14 protein-coding genes are annotated in these 15,757 nt (G+C 69.8%); 10 read left to right on the plus strand and 4 right to left on the minus strand.

Annotated features, from left to right (window positions below):
* The first annotated feature begins 33 nt into the window (after window positions 1–33).
* Together ACU5E9_RS01725 and ACU5E9_RS01730 are read left to right on the plus strand one after the other, a co-directional pair.
* Window positions 34–594 (plus strand): MarR family winged helix-turn-helix transcriptional regulator, encoded by a 561-nt coding sequence (locus ACU5E9_RS01725; RefSeq protein WP_456811930.1) that lies wholly within the window; start codon window positions 34–36, stop codon window positions 592–594.
* 64 nt (window positions 595–658) lie between these two features.
* Window positions 659–1,186, plus strand: coding sequence for an adenine phosphoribosyltransferase (locus ACU5E9_RS01730; RefSeq protein WP_456811931.1), 528 nt, complete (start codon window positions 659–661; stop codon window positions 1,184–1,186).
* 40 nt (window positions 1,187–1,226) lie between these two features.
* Here ACU5E9_RS01730 and deoC read toward each other — a convergent pair whose 3' ends face one another.
* A complete protein-coding gene (gene deoC, locus ACU5E9_RS01735; RefSeq protein WP_456811932.1) occupies window positions 1,227–1,940 on the minus strand; it encodes a deoxyribose-phosphate aldolase in 714 nt (237 codons plus the stop codon).
* Between the two features lie 111 nt (window positions 1,941–2,051).
* Between deoC and ACU5E9_RS01740 the strand changes: the two genes are divergently transcribed.
* Window positions 2,052–2,501, plus strand: a complete 450-nt coding sequence (locus tag ACU5E9_RS01740; RefSeq protein WP_456811933.1) for an NUDIX domain-containing protein — start codon at window positions 2,052–2,054, stop codon at window positions 2,499–2,501.
* A 13-nt stretch (window positions 2,502–2,514) separates the two neighbouring features.
* Here the strand turns inward: ACU5E9_RS01740 and ACU5E9_RS01745 are convergent, their stop codons facing one another.
* On the minus strand, window positions 2,515–3,354 hold the full coding sequence (locus ACU5E9_RS01745) for a DUF1295 domain-containing protein (RefSeq protein WP_456811934.1): 840 nt from the start codon (window positions 3,352–3,354) through the stop codon (window positions 2,515–2,517).
* Entirely contained in the window at window positions 3,351–5,924 is a 2,574-nt protein-coding gene (locus ACU5E9_RS01750) for an ATP-dependent DNA ligase (RefSeq protein ID WP_456811935.1), read from the minus strand. The genes ACU5E9_RS01745 and ACU5E9_RS01750 overlap by 4 nt, the downstream gene beginning before the upstream one ends.
* A 134-nt stretch (window positions 5,925–6,058) precedes the next feature.
* Here ACU5E9_RS01750 and ku point away from each other — a divergent pair, with 134 nt between their 5' ends.
* The 5 genes from ku to ACU5E9_RS01775 all read left to right on the plus strand — a co-directional run bounded on the left by ku (window position 6,059) and on the right by ACU5E9_RS01775 (window position 9,697).
* Window positions 6,059–7,102 carry a non-homologous end joining protein Ku gene (gene ku / locus ACU5E9_RS01755; protein WP_456811936.1) on the plus strand — a complete coding sequence of 348 codons (1,044 nt, stop codon included), beginning with the start codon at window positions 6,059–6,061 and terminating at the stop codon, window positions 7,100–7,102.
* A 34-nt stretch (window positions 7,103–7,136) separates the two neighbouring features.
* The gene (locus tag ACU5E9_RS01760) at window positions 7,137–7,721 is read left to right on the plus strand and encodes a CDP-alcohol phosphatidyltransferase family protein (protein WP_456811937.1); all 585 of its coding nucleotides are present in this window, start codon (window positions 7,137–7,139) and stop codon (window positions 7,719–7,721) included.
* A 118-nt stretch (window positions 7,722–7,839) separates the two neighbouring features.
* Entirely contained in the window at window positions 7,840–8,253 is a 414-nt protein-coding gene (locus tag ACU5E9_RS01765; RefSeq protein ID WP_456813478.1) for an FHA domain-containing protein, read from the plus strand.
* On the plus strand, window positions 8,253–8,951 hold the full coding sequence (gene ftsR, locus ACU5E9_RS01770) for a transcriptional regulator FtsR (RefSeq protein ID WP_456811938.1): 699 nt from the start codon (window positions 8,253–8,255) through the stop codon (window positions 8,949–8,951). Before ACU5E9_RS01765 ends, ftsR begins: the two co-directional genes overlap by 1 nt.
* Window positions 8,952–9,145: 194 nt before the next feature.
* The gene (locus ACU5E9_RS01775; protein ID WP_456811939.1) at window positions 9,146–9,697 is read left to right on the plus strand and encodes a MerR family transcriptional regulator; all 552 of its coding nucleotides are present in this window, start codon (window positions 9,146–9,148) and stop codon (window positions 9,695–9,697) included.
* 281 nt (window positions 9,698–9,978) lie between these two features.
* On the opposite strand, the gene ACU5E9_RS01780 is transcribed toward ACU5E9_RS01775, so the two are convergent.
* A complete protein-coding gene (locus tag ACU5E9_RS01780; protein WP_456811940.1) occupies window positions 9,979–10,791 on the minus strand; it encodes a ParA family protein in 813 nt (270 codons plus the stop codon).
* A 77-nt stretch (window positions 10,792–10,868) separates the two neighbouring features.
* Here ACU5E9_RS01780 and ACU5E9_RS01785 point away from each other — a divergent pair, with 77 nt between their 5' ends.
* Window positions 10,869–14,273: a pyruvate carboxylase gene (locus tag ACU5E9_RS01785; protein WP_456811941.1), complete on the plus strand. Its 3,405-nt coding sequence runs from the start codon at window positions 10,869–10,871 to the stop codon at window positions 14,271–14,273.
* 57 nt (window positions 14,274–14,330) lie between these two features.
* Entirely contained in the window at window positions 14,331–15,710 is a 1,380-nt protein-coding gene (locus ACU5E9_RS01790; protein ID WP_456811942.1) for a MinD/ParA family ATP-binding protein, read from the plus strand.
* The last annotated feature ends 47 nt before the right edge of the window (window positions 15,711–15,757 follow it).

Raw genomic sequence — 15,757 nt, forward strand, 5'->3', positions numbered from 1 at the left:
TAACTGAGTTAGCGATAATCTAGCATGGTGACTATGCCCGCCGACGACGAACCTGCCGCGAAGCCGAATTCCGGTTCGCCCGGCTACTGGTACCCGGAAGCCGGTGCGCCCGGCTCGGACGGGCCGGCCGCTGTCGCCGTGCTACGGGCGGTGCGCCGGTTCCGCGCGGCCGACGTGGCGATGCGGCTCAGGGCCCGCGCCGACATGGACATGAATGACACCGACATGGTGGCGCTGCGGCACCTGATTGCGGCGGAGGAGCGGTCGGAATCGATGGGACCGAAGGATCTCAGCGTGCTGCTGGGGATTTCCTCGGCCGCGACGGCCAAGCTGTTGACCCGGCTGGAGGGCGCCGGCCGGCTGCATCGCGAGCCGCACCCGACCGACCGGCGGGCGCAGGTGCTGCACGCCACCGGGCGTGCGCAGGCCGAGATCAAGCGGGTGCTGGGCGCAGCCCACCAGCGGATGCTGGCCGCCGCCGAGAAACTCACGGCTTCCGAGCAGCTCGCCGTCGTGCGTTTCCTCGACGAGCTCAGCGGAGCGATGGACGAACCGGTTGACGCCGACCCCGCTCAAGCGCCCGCAGCCCCCTGACCGACCGGGCCCGGCGCAGCGGCGGCGGCGGAAGCCGCCGAGGCCGCGCAGTACCCTTGAGTACGTGATTGTTCCCGCTGCCCAGCACGTTCAGACCCTCCTCGCCTCCTACCCGGACTTCCCCCAACCGGGAATCCTGTTCCAGGACCTCAACCCGGTATTCGCGGACGCGGCGGCCTTCCGGTCGATCATCGATGCCCTGAACGAGCGGTACCGTGGCCAGTTCGACGCCGTCGCCGGAATCGAAGCGCGCGGATTCCTGCTGGCGGCCGCCATCGGCTACGCGGCGGAATGCGCTGTGCTCGCCGTGCGCAAGGGCGGCAAGCTGCCCGGCACCGTCCTGACCGAGGAATACGACCTGGAGTACGGTTCCGCCCGCCTGGAGCTGGAGGTCGGGCAGCTGCCTGCCGGTTCCCGGGTGCTCATCGTCGACGACGTGCTCGCCACCGGCGGCACCGTCGCGGCAACCGCGCGCCTCATCGAGCGCGCCGGCTACCTGTCCATCGGCGTCGGTGTGGTGCTCGAACTCGCCGAACTCGACGGCCGCAGCCGCCTCGGCGACGTGCCCGTGCACACCATCGTCTCGGTCTGACCGACAGCCCGGCGGGTCACCCGGCGGGCCGCCTGGCGGGTCAGTAGGCGGCGGGGTTCGCCGTCGGCTCGACCGGGGCGCCCGAGAGCACCGCACGGGTACCGGAGACGCCCAGGCGGGTGGCGCCGGCCTCGATCATGGCGAGGGCGTCCTCGTGGCTACGCACGCCGCCGGAGGCCTTGACGCCGAGGGCGCCGGCGACGGTCTGCGACATCAGCCGCACAGCGTGCACCGTGGCGCCACCGGTCGGGTGGAACCCGGTGGAGGTCTTGACGAAGTCGGCGCCGGCGGCGGCAGCGGCCCGGCAGGCGCCGACGATCTCGTCGTCGGTGAGGGCGGCGGATTCGATGATGACCTTGAGGATGCGCGGGGCCGGGATCTCGGCGCGCACGGCGCTGATGTCGGCTTCCACCAGGTCGAACCGGCCGGCCTTGGCCGCGCCGATGTCGATCACCATGTCGACCTCGTCAGCGCCCTGGGAGACGGAGAGCGCGGCTTCGGCGGCCTTGATCGCGCTGGCGTGCTTGCCGCTCGGGAACCCGCACACGACGGCGACCTTGAGGTCGGCATCCTCGGGGATGATGACCGGCAGCATCGACGGCGAAACGCAGACGGAGTAGACGCCCAGTTCGATCGCCTCGGCGACCAGTGCGGCGACGTCGGCCTGGGTGGCCTCCGGCTTCAGCAGGGTGTGGTCGATGTAGCGCGCCAGGCCGGCGGCGTCGAGGGCGGTGGCGGAGCTGGAAGACGTCATTCGGGCAATCCTTTGGGAGGGGCGGTGGTGTGTGCGCCGGGCTTGATCATACTCGCCGGGCGTGGATCGTGGCCGGGCAGCCAGGGCGCGGGAGTACGGCATGCTTAAGTGATGAGCGGCAGTGGTGATGCGTGGGTCTACGGCCCGGACGGGGTCAGGTTCTGGGGCCTGTACGGGGCCGCCGGCCTGCTCGTGCACCATGCCGAGCGGGGCGTGCTGCTGCAGCACCGGGCGGCGTGGAGTCACCACGGTGACACCTGGGGTGTGCCGGGCGGCGCGCGGCATCAGAACGAGAGCGCGCTCGACGCCGCGTTGCGCGAGGCCGAAGAGGAAGCCGGCGTGCCCGCCCACTTGGTGCGGGTGAGCTTCAGCTCGGTGATCGACCTGGGTTTCTGGTCGTACACCACCGTGGTCGTCGAGGCGCTTGAGCCCTTCGAACCGGTGATCAACGACACCGAGAGCATCGCGCTGCGCTGGGTGCCGCCGGCCGACGTCGACCGGTTGCCGTTGCATCCGGGCTTCGCCGCCAGCTGGCCGGCGCTGCGGGACCGGCTGGTCTAACCGGAAGGCTGCTCTAACCGGACGGCTGGTTGACCCCGACGCGCCGTTTGGGCAGCCAGGGGATCAGCGGCCAGACGGCGCGCCGGTAGGCGGCGTAGTCCGGATGCCGCTCCAGCGAGATGCTCTCCGTGAACGCGATCGAGCCGAGGAACAACAGCGTCAGCAGCACGGCGCCCAGGCTGCCGGCTTGCAGGGCGGTGCCCGCCGCGATCATGCCGAAGCCCGCCATCAGCCACCACTGCAGGATCTCGAAGAAGTAGTTCGGGTGCCGGGAGAACCGGAACAGGCCGTCGCGCAGGAAGCCGGGGTCCGCGGCGCCCTGAGCGCGCAGCACGGCGCGGCGCTGTTGGAAGTTCCACTGTTGCTGGTCGGCGATGGTTTCGCCGGCCAGGGCGGCCAGGAACGCCGCGGTGACGACGAGGTCGGCGGCGCCGAACGGCGCGCCGGGGTGCTGCAGCACCGTCCAGGCCGGCAACGAGATCAGCAGCAGCAACAGGTTCTGGTAGACCGCGATGAAGGCTAGGTTGAACAGGGCGAACTGGCGCCGGGTCATCCGGCGGCGAAGCGCGGCCCAGCGGTAGTCCTCCCCGCCGGGCCGGTACCCGCCCTTGCGCGCGAAATTGTAGGTGAGGCGGAGGCCCCAGAGGGTGCCGAGCACGGCCATGACGGTGAGCCGCGGGTCGGCCGCCCCGCCGGCGATCGCGAAGATCCAGAGGTAGAGCGGCGGCAGCAGGGACCAGGACCGGTCGACCCAGGAGTACTCCCGGGTGAGCACGGACAGCAGCCACGAGGTGCCGGTCGCGACCAGGGCCGCGGCCGCGCACACCACCAGGGCCGCGGAGGCGGTGGTCATTCGGGCACCGCCCGCACCGGATGCCCGTCGGCGGCCTCGGGCGGGTCCTCAACGACGACGTCGCCCGGCTCCTTGTCGACCCGGAGTCCGCGCCAGGTCGGGTGCCGCAGCCGGCCGGCCGGTGTCCACTCGCCGAACTCCGCCTCGCCCACCAGCAGGGGCCGCACCCAGGTGGCGTCGGTCGCGTCGGCCGGTGGGACATCGTCGAACGGGTTCTCGTCCTGGGTGAGTTCGTCGAGCCGGCGACGCAACGTCGCCAGGTCACGGTCGCTGAAGCCGGAGCCGATCCGGCCGGCGTAGCGCAACCGCGGTGCACCCGTGTCGCCGGGCTGCCGGGGCACGGGCACGCCGACGAGCAGCGATCCCAGTGTGCCGCCGCGATGTCCCTTGCCGGTGCGCCAGCCGCCGATCACGACCTCCTGCGCCCGCACGTGCTTGATCTTCACCCACCGGTCGCTGCGGCGCCCGCTCTGGTAGCTGCTGCGGTTCTCTTTCGCGATCACTCCCTCCAGGCCCAGCCGCAGGCTGGTGGCGAGCACGTCGGCCGCCTCGCCGTCGAAGGCCGGTGGAACCTGCACCGTGCCCCCGGCGGTGACGAACTCCTCCAGCGCCGCGCGCCGGTCGGCGTACGACAGGTCCACCAGCACCGCCCCGGCGCGCTCCAGCAGGTCGAAGGCGAAATAGTGCACCGGTGCGCCGCGCTGCGCCCGCCGCACGTCAGCGGCCGCCGTGAGCCCGAGCCGGGACTGCAGCAACGAGAAATCCGGCCGGTTCCGCCGGTCCAGCGCCACGACCTCACCATCCAGCACGGCCGCCTGATGGCCGGCCGCGCGGCGCAGGTCGTCAACCAGCTCGGGGAAGGAGGCCGTGACGTCGTTGCCGTTGCGGGTGAGGAATCGCACCTCACCGTCGTCGCCGGCGGCGAGGTAGGCCAGCATGCGGATGCCGTCCCATTTCATCTCGTAGGCCCAGTCGGTATCGGGCGACAACTCGGCCAGGCTGCCCGGCCGGGCGAGCATGGGGGAGTAGGGAGCGCGCTCGGTGGTCTCCGCCGCGGGCACGGTCGCCGGGGTGGAGACCTGCTCGGGTGCGCTGGCCGGCTCGGCCCGTTTGGGCTTCATCAGGTGGATCAGCCAGTTGCGCGATTCCGCGCCGCCGGTGCGGATGAGCGCGAACTCCCGCACCATCCCGGCCAGGCCGCCGTCCGGTTGGCCGTGCAGGGTGACGATGACCTCGTCGTCGCGCCACTTCTCCAGCTCATAGCTGCCGGAGTCCCAGATCGACATCGAACCGGCGCCGTATTCCCCTGCCGGAATGTCGCCCTCGAATGCGAGGTACTCCATCGGGTGGTCTTCGGTGTGCACTGCGAGGTGGTTGTGGGTGGGGTCGGTCGGCACTCCCTTGGGCAGGGCCCACGACGCCAGCACCCCGTCATGCTCGAGCCGCAGGTCGAAGTGCAGGGCCCTGGCATGGTGCTCCTGGATCACGAACGCCGCCCCGCCGATCCCCGCGGCCGGGGCCGGAGAGGCCGCCGGCACGGGTTCGGGTGTGCGCCGGGCGTCGCGTTTGCTGCGGTAGGTGTGCAGGCGGTCCTCGCCGCCGGTGGTCTCGCCGGTCGTCGCCGAGCCGCGCACGGTGCCGCGCTCGATCGCTTCCGCAACGGCGGCGAGCGGGTCGGGGCGACGTTCCAGCCGTTTCAGCACCTGCCGGTAGTCGAGCTGTTCCAGCCCGGGCGCCTCCAGCTCACGCCAGGTGCGCGGGGCGGCCACCAGCGGCCGCAGCTGGCCGCGCAGGCTGTACGGCGCGATGGTGGTCTTGTTGGCGCTGTTCTGGCTCCAGTCCACGAACACCTTGCCCGGCCGCAGCGACCGCGTCATGGCGCTGAGCACCTCCCCGGGGTGGTCGGCTTCGAGGGCGCGCGCCAGTTCGTGCGCCACCTCGCTCACCTGGTCCGAACTGTGGGTGCCCTCCAGCGCCGCATACAAATGGATGCCCTTGCTGCCGCTGGTCACGGGCACGGTGTCCAGGCCCATGTCCAGCAGCAGCGCCCGCGCCCATCCGGCGACCTGCGCGCATTCGGCCAGGCCCACGCCCTCGCCCGGGTCGAGGTCCAGCACCAGCCGGTCCGGCGGGGCGGGCTGACCGTCGACGTCGAAGCGCCATTGCGGCACGTGCAACTCGAGGGTGCCGATCTGCGCGAGCCAGGTCAGCGTGGCCAGGTCATTGACCAGCGGGTACACCGTGACCCGGGAGGTGTGCGCCAGCTCCCGGCGCACCACCCACTCCGGCGTGCCGTCGCCCAGGTTCTTCTGGAAGAACACCTGCCCCGGCTCGTCCGCGGTGCCCACCCCGTGCACCCATCGTTTCCGGGTCGCCGGCCGGTCCCGAGCGTGCCGGATGAGCGCATCCGACACGGCCGCGTAGTAGCCCAGTATGTCGGCCTTGGTCGTGCCGGTCTCCGGGTACATCACCTTCTCGAGGTGGGTGAGGGTGACACGGCGGCCGCCGACGGTCACGACTTCCCGCTGGGCGGCGGGGCCCCCGCCGCCTGCAACCTCGCCAGAGTTCATGTGCCCAGCTTGCTCCCGGCGCACCCGGCGGTCTAGCCTCCCGCACCGTGGCATTCAGCCAACCCACAGCTAACTCCAGAAACCTAGCCCCACCAGCGCGTCGAGGTGTGTACTGGACTGAGGAGGCGAGAGCGATGAGATCGATCTGGAAGGGTGCCATCACCTTTGGGCTGGTCAACGTGCCGGTCAAGGTGTACAGCGCCACAGAGGACCACGACGTCGAGTTGCATCAGGTGCACGACGAGGACGGCGGGCGCATCCGCTACCAGCGCCGCTGCGAGGTCTGCGGCAAGATCGTGGACTACGCGCACATCGACAAGGCCTTCACCGACGGCGACAAGACCGTGGTGATCACGGATGCCGACCTCAAGTCCCTGCCGGAAGAACGCAGCCGGGAGATCGACGTGGTCGAGTTCGTGCCGAGCGACCAGCTCGACCCGATCATGTTCGACCGCAGCTACTACCTCGAACCGGACGGCTCCTCGCCCAAGGCATACGTGCTGCTGCGCCGCACCCTCGAGCAGACCGACCGCACCGCCATCGTGCACTTCGCCCTGCGCCAAAAGACCCGGCTCGCCGCCCTCCGGGTGCGCGACAACGTGCTGATGCTGCAGACGCTGCTCTGGGACGACGAAGTGCGGGTCGCCGAGTTCCCGGCGCTCGAGACCACCGTGAAGATCTCCGACCGGGAACTGGATCTCTCCTCGGCCCTCGTGGACTCGTTCGCCGCCGACTTCACGCCCGGCGACTACACCGACGAGTACCAGGCGCAACTCCGCCGGCTGATCGAGGAGAAGCTCGAGAAGGGCGACGCCATCGACACCGAGGCCACCTTCGGAGCGACGGAGGACGAGGCCGGCGGGGGAGAGGTGCTCGACCTGATGGAGGCCCTGCGCCGCAGTGTCGACCGCAGCCGGTCCGGCAAGGCCGCCGACACGCCGCCGGAGAAGAAGGCCGCCGCATCAAAGGCCCCCGCATCCAAGGCCCCCGCATCAAAGACCGCCGCGTCCAAGACCTCCGCGGCCAAAACGACCGGGACTAAATCCCCGACCAGGTCGACCGCGTCCACGAGCGCGAAGGCCGGGAAGGACGCCGCCGCCGATTCCGCCAAGCCCAGGAAGAAGAAGGCCCCGGCCGCCCAGACCGACGAGACCGCAGCGGAGCGCCGCGAGGCATGAGGGCCCCATTGTGGTGCCTCGGTAGACTCGTGTCGTGACCCGGCCCGCTCCGACCGACCTCAGCTCCAGGGTACTGACGGTGCCCAATGTGCTCAGTTTCATGCGCCTCGCGCTCGTCCCGGTTTTCCTCTGGCTCCTCATCGAAGGCGCCGACGCGTGGGCGCTGCTGGTCCTGGCCGTGTCCAGCCTCACCGACTTCCTGGACGGCTGGATCGCCCGCCGGTTCAACCAGATCACCCGGCTGGGCCAACTGCTCGACCCCGCCGCCGACCGGCTGTATATCTTCGCCGCGCTGATCGGACTGGCCTGGCGCGACCTGGTGCCGTGGTGGATCGTCGTCATCGTCGTCGGGCGGGACGTGTTCCTGCTGGGCTTGGGCGTTGTGCTGGCCAACTACGGTTTCGGCCCGCTTCCGGTGCACCAGCTGGGCAAGGTCGCCACCTTCTGCCTCTTCTACGCCCTGCCGATGATCATGCTCGGGCAGGCGTTCCCCGAGCTTTCCTGGTGGTCGCAGCCCGTCGGGTGGGCCTTCGGTCTGTGGGGCGCGTACCTGTACTGGTGGGCCGGCATCATCTACGCGGTTGAAACGGTTCGGGTGATTCGGCTGCCGCGCGTCTGAAGGCCCGTTCGATCCGATACGATTTACCGGTAGGAGGTGCACGGTGGTCGATTCCGACAAGAAAGAACCCGAGCGTAAGGTGGCGCCCGAGAACTCGCCAGGCAACGTCGATACCACGATGACGTTCAGCCAGGAGTTTGCGGCGTCGTTGGCGGCTCTCGATTCGAACGTGACGGTCGAGGAGCAGGATGCCATTGCGGCCCTGCCCGCCGGCTCTGCACTCCTGGTGGTGCGCCGCGGACCCAACTCCGGTGCGCGCTTCCTGCTGGATGCGGACCTCACGACCGTTGGCCGGCACCCGAACGCCGACATCTTCCTCGATGACGTCACCGTGTCCCGTCGGCACGCGGAGTTCCATCGCAACGGGCGCCAGTTCCAGGTCAAGGACCTGGGCTCGCTCAACGGCACGTACTTCGATGGCGAACGCATCGATCACGCCGTCCTCACCGACGGCTCCGAAGTGCAGGTCGGCAAGTTCCGTCTCACGTTCTACGCCTCGCGGCTCGACCTCGTTCACCTGGCGAGCGACTAGTGCCGGCGTCCTCCGCCCAGGCACGATCGACGGGCGCGACGTCACTCCTCAGTATTGGCCAGGTCCTGGCCCGGTTGACACCGGAGTTCGCGGACCTGACCCCGTCCAAGCTGCGCTTCCTCGAGGAGCAAGGGTTGGTGTCGCCGGCACGCACGGAGTCCGGGTACCGCAAGTTCAACGCCGGCGACCTCGACAGGCTGCGCCTGATCCTGTCGATGCAGCGCGACCATTACCTGCCGCTGAAGGTCATCAAGGCCTACCTCGACGACCTGGATGCCGGGCGCTCACCCGTGCTTCCCGGCGGCGGCAAAGCCGGCCCCACCATGCTCACCACGGCGCGCCGCTTCAGCCGCGATGAGTTGCTGCGCGAGGCCGGAGCCACCGGCGCCCTGCTGCACGACGCTGTCTCGTCCTCGATCATCCTGCCCGCCGAGCACTACGGCGATGACGCCCTCTCCGTGCTTCGCGCCCTGGTCGACCTGCAGAAGAGCGGCATCGAACCCCGGCACCTGCGCGGGTTCCGCGGTGCCGCCGAACGCGAACTGGGACTGATCGAGAGCGCCCTCGTGCCGCTGGCCCGCCGCAAGGACGCCTCCAGCCGCGCGAAGGCCGCCGAAATGGCCGTCGAGATCGCCGGCCAGCTCGAGGTCATCCGTGGAAGTCTGATCCGTTCCGCCCTGGGCCGCCTGACCAAATAGGTCGTAGACTGGCGTTTCAACGCACGACATTCGCGACTGGGTTCACCGGACGATGGTGCGCCAGGTCTCGGAAGAATCACGGTTCTCTCGACACGCCGGGTCATTCCAGCGGATGTCATGGGTTCGGGCCGTCGGCCTCGCTAACGTTGAAGTGCGGCCTGAAGGTTCGCATCCATCCCGAGAGGCTTTTTCGTATGAGTGAACTCAATCCCCGAGACGACTCCTCGCGGTATGGCCAGGGACTGCTCTTCACCGACGGCATGCCGGAGCTGGACGAGAACTCGGGTTACCGAGGCGCCGTCGCCGCCCGCGCCGCCGGCATCAGCTACCGCCAGCTCGACTACTGGGCCCGCACCGAACTCGTGGAACCCACCGTGCGCGGCGCCTCCGGCTCCGGCACCCAGCGGCTCTACGGCTTCCGCGACATCCTCGTCCTCAAGCTCGTGAAGCGCCTGCTCGACACCGGTATTTCCCTGCAGCAGATCCGCACCGCCGTGAACCAGCTCCGCGAATCCGGCGTGAACGACCTGGCCCAGACCACCCTGATGAGCGACGGCGCCAGCGTCTACCTGTGCACCTCGAACGACGAGGTCATCGACCTGGTCAGCCGCGGCCAGGGTGTCTTCGGTATCGCCGTCGGCAAGGTCCTCCGCGAGGTGGAAACCACCCTCGTCGAACTGGACACCCAGAGCACCGACCCCGCAGACGAACTGGCCGTGCGCCGCGTCTCCCGCCGGGTCTCCTGACCCCGGTTCCACCCCCGCGCTACCCAGCGCCAACCTGTCCCGTTCGCTGGTCGGTGCTGTCCCGGGGTTCGAGACCCCGTGACGTGCGTGTGTGCCCGCCCGTCCTCGCTGGTCGAGCTTGTCGAGACCCCGTGACGTGCGTGTGTGCCGCGCCCCGCCCTCGCTGATCGGTACTGTCTCGGGAGCCGTTCGCCGGGTCTCGACAGGCTCGACCAGCGATGGTTGCGTCCCGTGGATCCGCGAGCGTTACGTGCGTGGGTGTCGCGGCCGTGCAGCGGGAGCTAGCGGGTGGGGGCTTCGGCGTATTCGCCGATGCGGGCGGTGCGGAGGACGCGGTCCAGCAGCTGGTCGAAGTAGTGCGCCATCTCCTGGGCGCTGTCGCCGGGCCAGGTGTGCAGCGGCTTCGCGGCGCCCTGGGCCTGCTGCAGGCTGGTGCGCTCGGGCAGCTGCGGGCTGAGCACGAGCGGGCCGAACATGTCGCGGAGTTCCTTGATGCGGAACTGGTGCTCGAGCGAGGCCGTGCGGGCCCGGTTGACGATGATGCCCAGCGGCTGCAGCCGGGGGCTGAGGCCACGGCGGATCTCCTCGATCGCGCGCAGGGCACGGTCGGCGGCGGCGACGGAGAACAGGCCCGGTTCGGTGACCACGGCGACGCGGTCGCTCGCGGCCCAGGCTGTGCGGGTGAGCGCGTTCAGCGACGGCGCGCAGTCGATGAGCACCAGGTCGTAGTCCTTCTCCACAGTGGAGAGGGCTTCCTCGAGCTTCCAGATATCGCGGATGCTGGGGTGCGGGCCGTCGAAATTGATCGCCGACGGGCTGCCGATCATGACGTCGATGGTGCCGGGGCGTCCGCGGGTCCAGCCGCTGGGCGCAATAGCGGCGCGCACGACTTTCTCCTTCGGCGAAGCCAGCACGTCGGCGACATTGAGGTGGCCGGCGAGCTGGATGTCGAGCCCGGTTGAGACATCGGATTGCGGATCGAGGTCGACCACGAGGGTCCGAACACCGCGGGCGAAGGCGGCAGAAGCCAGACCAAGGGTTACCGTGGTCTTGCCTACCCCTCCCTTGAGGGAGCTAACGCTAAGTACGTGCACAAGTAGATACGTTACCTTCACTAGTCTTAGAGAACCTAACCGTCAGCTGTGTGCCGCTCCCGGATCGAAAGGTCTCTATGTTCACCAAAATCCTCGTCGCCAACCGTGGAGAGATAGCCATCCGCGCGTTCCGCGCCGCCTATGAACTGGGAGCGAAAACTGTCGCCGTCTTCCCGTTTGAAGACCGCAACTCGCTGCACCGGCTGAAGGCCGATGAGGCGTACGAGATCGGCGAACCGGGTCACCCCGTACGCGCCTACCTCGACGTCTCCGAGATCATCCGCGTAGCCCAGGAGAGTGGCGCAGACGCCATCTACCCCGGCTACGGCTTCCTCTCCGAGAACCCCGACCTGGCCGAAGCGGCCAAGGCCGCCGGCATCACCTTCATCGGCCCGGGCTCGCACGTGCTCGAGATGGCCGGCAACAAGGTCACCGCCAAGGAGCACGCCATTGCGGCCGGCGTCCCGGTCCTCAAGTCCAGCGCACCGTCGCGCGACGTCGAGGAACTCATTGCCGCGGCCGAGGAAATCGGCTTCCCGATCTTCGCCAAGGCCGTCGCCGGCGGCGGCGGACGCGGCATGCGACGCGTCGCCACCATGGCCGACCTGCGCGGCTCCCTCGAGGAAGCCATGCGCGAGGCCAACAGCGCCTTCGGTGACCCCACCATGTTCCTCGAGCAGGCCGTGCTCCGCCCGCGTCACATCGAGGTGCAGATCCTCGCGGATGCCACCGGCGAGACCGTGCACCTGTTCGAGCGGGACTGCTCCGTGCAGCGCCGCCACCAGAAGGTCATCGAGATCGCGCCGGCCCCGAACCTGCCGGAGGAGATCCGCCAGCGCCTACACAAGGACGCCGTGGCGTTCGCCCGCTCGATCGGCTACGTCAACGCCGGAACCGTCGAGTTCCTGCTCGACACCGTCGGTGAGCGCGCCGGCCAGCACGTGTTCATCGAGATGAACCCGCGCATCCAGGTGGAGCACACGGTGACCGAAGAGGTCACCGACGTCGACCTCGTGCAGTCCCAGATCCGCATCGCCGCGGGGGAGACCCTGGCCGACCTCGGCCTCAGCCAGGACTCGATCAAGCTGCGCGGCTTCGCCCTGCAGTGCCGCATCACGACCGAGGACCCCACCGCGGGCTTCCGGCCGGACACCGGCAAGATCACCACCTACCGTTCACCCGGCGGCGCCGGCATCCGCCTCGACGGCGGAACCATCAACCCGGGCGCGCAGATCAGCCCGCACTTCGACTCGATGCTCGCCAAGCTCACCTGCCGCGGCCGCGACTACGCCTCGGCCGTCACCCGGTCCAAGCGTGCGCTGGCCGAGTTCCGCATCCGCGGCGTCTCCACGAACATCGCCTTCCTGCAGGCCGTGCTCGAGGACCCCGACTTCGCCAACGGTGACCTGAGCACCTCCTTCATCGACGAGCGCCCGCAGCTGCTGCGCGGCCGCGCCTCCAAGGACCGCGGCACCAAGATCCTCAACTGGCTGGCCGACGTCACCGTCAACCAGCCCAACGGGGTGCCGCTGACGCTGCTGAACCCGGCGGAGAAGCTGCCGAAGATCGACCTGTCCGTGCCCGCGCCGGACGGGTCCCGGCAGAAGCTGCAGCTGCTCGGCCCGGTCGGTTTCGCCAGCGCCCTGCGCGCGCAGACCGCCCTCGCCGTCACCGACACGACGTTCCGTGACGCCCACCAGTCGCTGCTCGCGACCCGGGTGCGCACCAAGGACCTTGTCGCCGTGGCCCCGCACGTGGCCCGGCTCACCCCCGAACTGCTCTCCGTCGAGGCCTGGGGCGGCGCCACCTACGATGTGGCCCTGCGCTTCCTCGGCGAGGACCCGTGGGAGCGCCTCGGCGCCCTCCGCGAGGCCCTGCCCAACATCAACATCCAGATGCTGCTGCGCGGCCGCAACACGGTGGGCTACACCCCATACCCCACCGAGGTGACGGATGCGTTCGTCCGCGAGGCCAGCGACTCCGGTGTGGACATCTTCCGCATCTTCGACGCCCTCAACGACGTCAACCAGATGCGCCCGGCCATCGACGCCGTGCTCAACACCGGCAACAGCGTGGCCGAGGTGGCCGTCTGTTACACCGGCGACCTGCTCGACCCGGCCGAGGACCTCTACACCCTCGACTACTACCTGCGTCTCGCCGACCAGATCGTGGCCTCCGGCGCGCACATCCTGGCCATCAAGGACATGGCCGGACTGCTGCGCCCGGCCGCGGCCGAGAAGCTCGTCGCCGCGTTCCGCGAGCGGTTCGACCTGCCGGTGCACGTGCACACGCACGACACCCCCGGCGGCCAGCTCGCGACGCTGCTCGCGGCATCCCGTGCCGGCGCCGACGCGGTCGACGTGGCCAGCGCCCCGATGGGCGGCACCACCAGCCAGCCGTCGGCGTCGTCCCTCGTCGCCGCCCTGGCGCACACCGAGCGCGACACCGGCATCTCGCTGCAGAACGTCTGCGACCTCGAACCGTACTGGGAAGACGTCCGCCGGGTGTATCACCCCTTCGAATCGGGCCTCCGCGCGCCGACCGGCCGGGTCTACAAGCACGAGATCCCGGGCGGGCAGCTGTCCAACCTGCGCACCCAGGCGATCGCGCTCGGCCTGGCCGACGACTTCGAACTCATCGAGGACATGTACGCGGCTGCCAACGGCATCCTCGGCCGCGTGCCCAAGGTGACGCCGTCCTCCAAGGTCGTCGGCGACCTCGCGCTCTACCTCGCGGCCGTCAACGCCGACCCGGCCGACTTCGAGGCCAACCCGGCCAAGTACGACGTGCCGGATTCCGTGGTGGGCTTCATGGCCGGTGAACTGGGTGACCTGCCCGGCGGCTGGCCCGAGCCCTTCCGCAGCAAGGTGCTCGAGGGCCGCAACGTCCGGGTCAGCACCACCGAACTGACCGAGGAAGAACGCACCGCCCTCGGCGCCGACAGCGCCACCCGACGCGGCATGCTCAACCAGCTGCTCTTCCCCGCGCCGACCCGCCACTTCCAGCAGATCCGGGAACTGTTCGGCGACCTGTCGGTGGTCGACACCGTCGACTACCTCTACGGCCTGCGCCAGGGCACCGAGCACTCGGTCGAGATCGACAAGGGTGTGCGGCTGTACGTCGGGCTCGAGGCGATCGGTGAAGCCGACGACAAGGGCATGCGTACCGTCATGACCATCCTCAACGGGCAGTTGCGCCCGGTCTTCGTGCGCGACCGCAGCATCGCCGTGGTCACCAAGGCGGCCGAGAAGGCGGATGCGAACCAGCCCGGCCAGGTTGCCGCCCCGTTCTCGGGTGTCGTCACCCTGCAGGTCGCCGAGGGCGATCTCGTCGTCGCCGGCCAGAGCGTGGCGTCGATCGAGGCCATGAAGATGGAAGCCGCCATCACCTCGCCCATCGCGGGCGTCGTGGACCGGGTGGCGATCCCCGCCACCCAGCAGGTCGACGCCGGTGACCTGCTCGTGGTGGTGCGTCCGCGCTAGGCTGAGCCCTGATTTGTGGCCCGCGACGTGCGGGCCGAACCCGACGAGGAGTCTGCTGTGTCAGATAAAGGTACAGACGACGCCGTGCCGTACGACGAAGGCGACGGCGAACTCGCCCCGGCCCCGACCAGGGCCGGGGCCGGGACCGACGGCACCCGCACCGGTGAGTTCAGCGGGGTGGAATACGACACCGTCGAGTACCACAGCGAACTGCCGCCGCACACCTACGACAACCTCGCGGCCGCCCTGCCGGACAGCTTCGGCGCGAACGGCGACGACGGCGGTCCCCGTCCGGCGTCGGCGCGAGGCGAGGTCGCCCGTCCGGCCGGCGCCCGGCGGGCGACGTCGCACCCCGGCACCCACACCATCGAGATCCAGACCCCCCAGCGCGCCCGGTCAAACGCCGCCGCGGCCGCCCAGGCGCTGAACACCGGACCCACCGCTGCCACCACCGCCAGTCGGCGTGACCGCACCCGCACGGAGACGCCCGCGCCGGAGTCCGCGTCGATGCTCACCTCGGACCGGTTGCTCGAGGTGAACCGGCGTACCCGCCGGGCCCCGAACGGTGCCTGGAACCGGTTCGTCTACAACGCCTCTTTCCACCTGATCAACCTCGGCGACTCCGCGGCGGTGCGCGCCCACGACGCCCTGACCGAACGCATCCGCAAGGAATTCGAGGGCGGCGCCCGCTTCGTGCCAATCCTCACCCGCAAGGGCGGGGTGGGTAAGACCACCGTCACAGCCCTGCTGGGCATGGCCCTGGCCGACGCCAGGGAGGACCGCATCATCGCGGTAGACGCGAACCCCGACCGCGGCACCCTGAGCGAACGGGTCAGCAAGCAGACCAGGTCCACCGTGCGCGACGTCGTCACCAAGGCGGCCTCGATCGGCGGCTTCACCGACTTCTCCGCCCTGGTGTCCCGGGACGAAACCCGGCTCGACATCCTCGCCAGCGACACCGACCCGCTCCTGTCCGAAGCGTTCGACGAGAACGACTACAACGTCGTCGCCGACCTCGCCGCCCGGTTCTACTCCATCGTGCTCACCGACTGCGGCACCGGCATCGTGCACTCGGTGATGCGGGCGACGCTGCAACGCGCCGACTCCATCGTCATCGTCTCCGGCGGCAGCGTCGACGAGGCCCGGCTGGCGTCGGAGACCCTCACCTGGCTCGAGGCGAACGGGTACGGCGACCTGGTGCGCAACTGCATCGTCGCGCTGAACACCGCCACCCAGGGCACCAACCTGGTCAAGCTCGAGGAGATCGAGTCGCACTTCCGGTCGCGCGTGCGGGAAATCGTGCGCATCCCGTACGACCCGCAGCTCGCCGCCGGCAGCGTGGTGTCGTACAAGAACCTCAAGCCCATCACCCGACTGGCCTCACGCACCCTCGCCGCCCTCGTGGTGGAGGGACTGCCGGCCGAGCGCCGCGCCTGAGCCCCGCCACCGCCCGCACCACCCCGCATCCGCACCAGAGCGCGCCG

The sequence above is a fragment of the Cryobacterium sp. AP23 genome, from assembly GCF_054075385.1.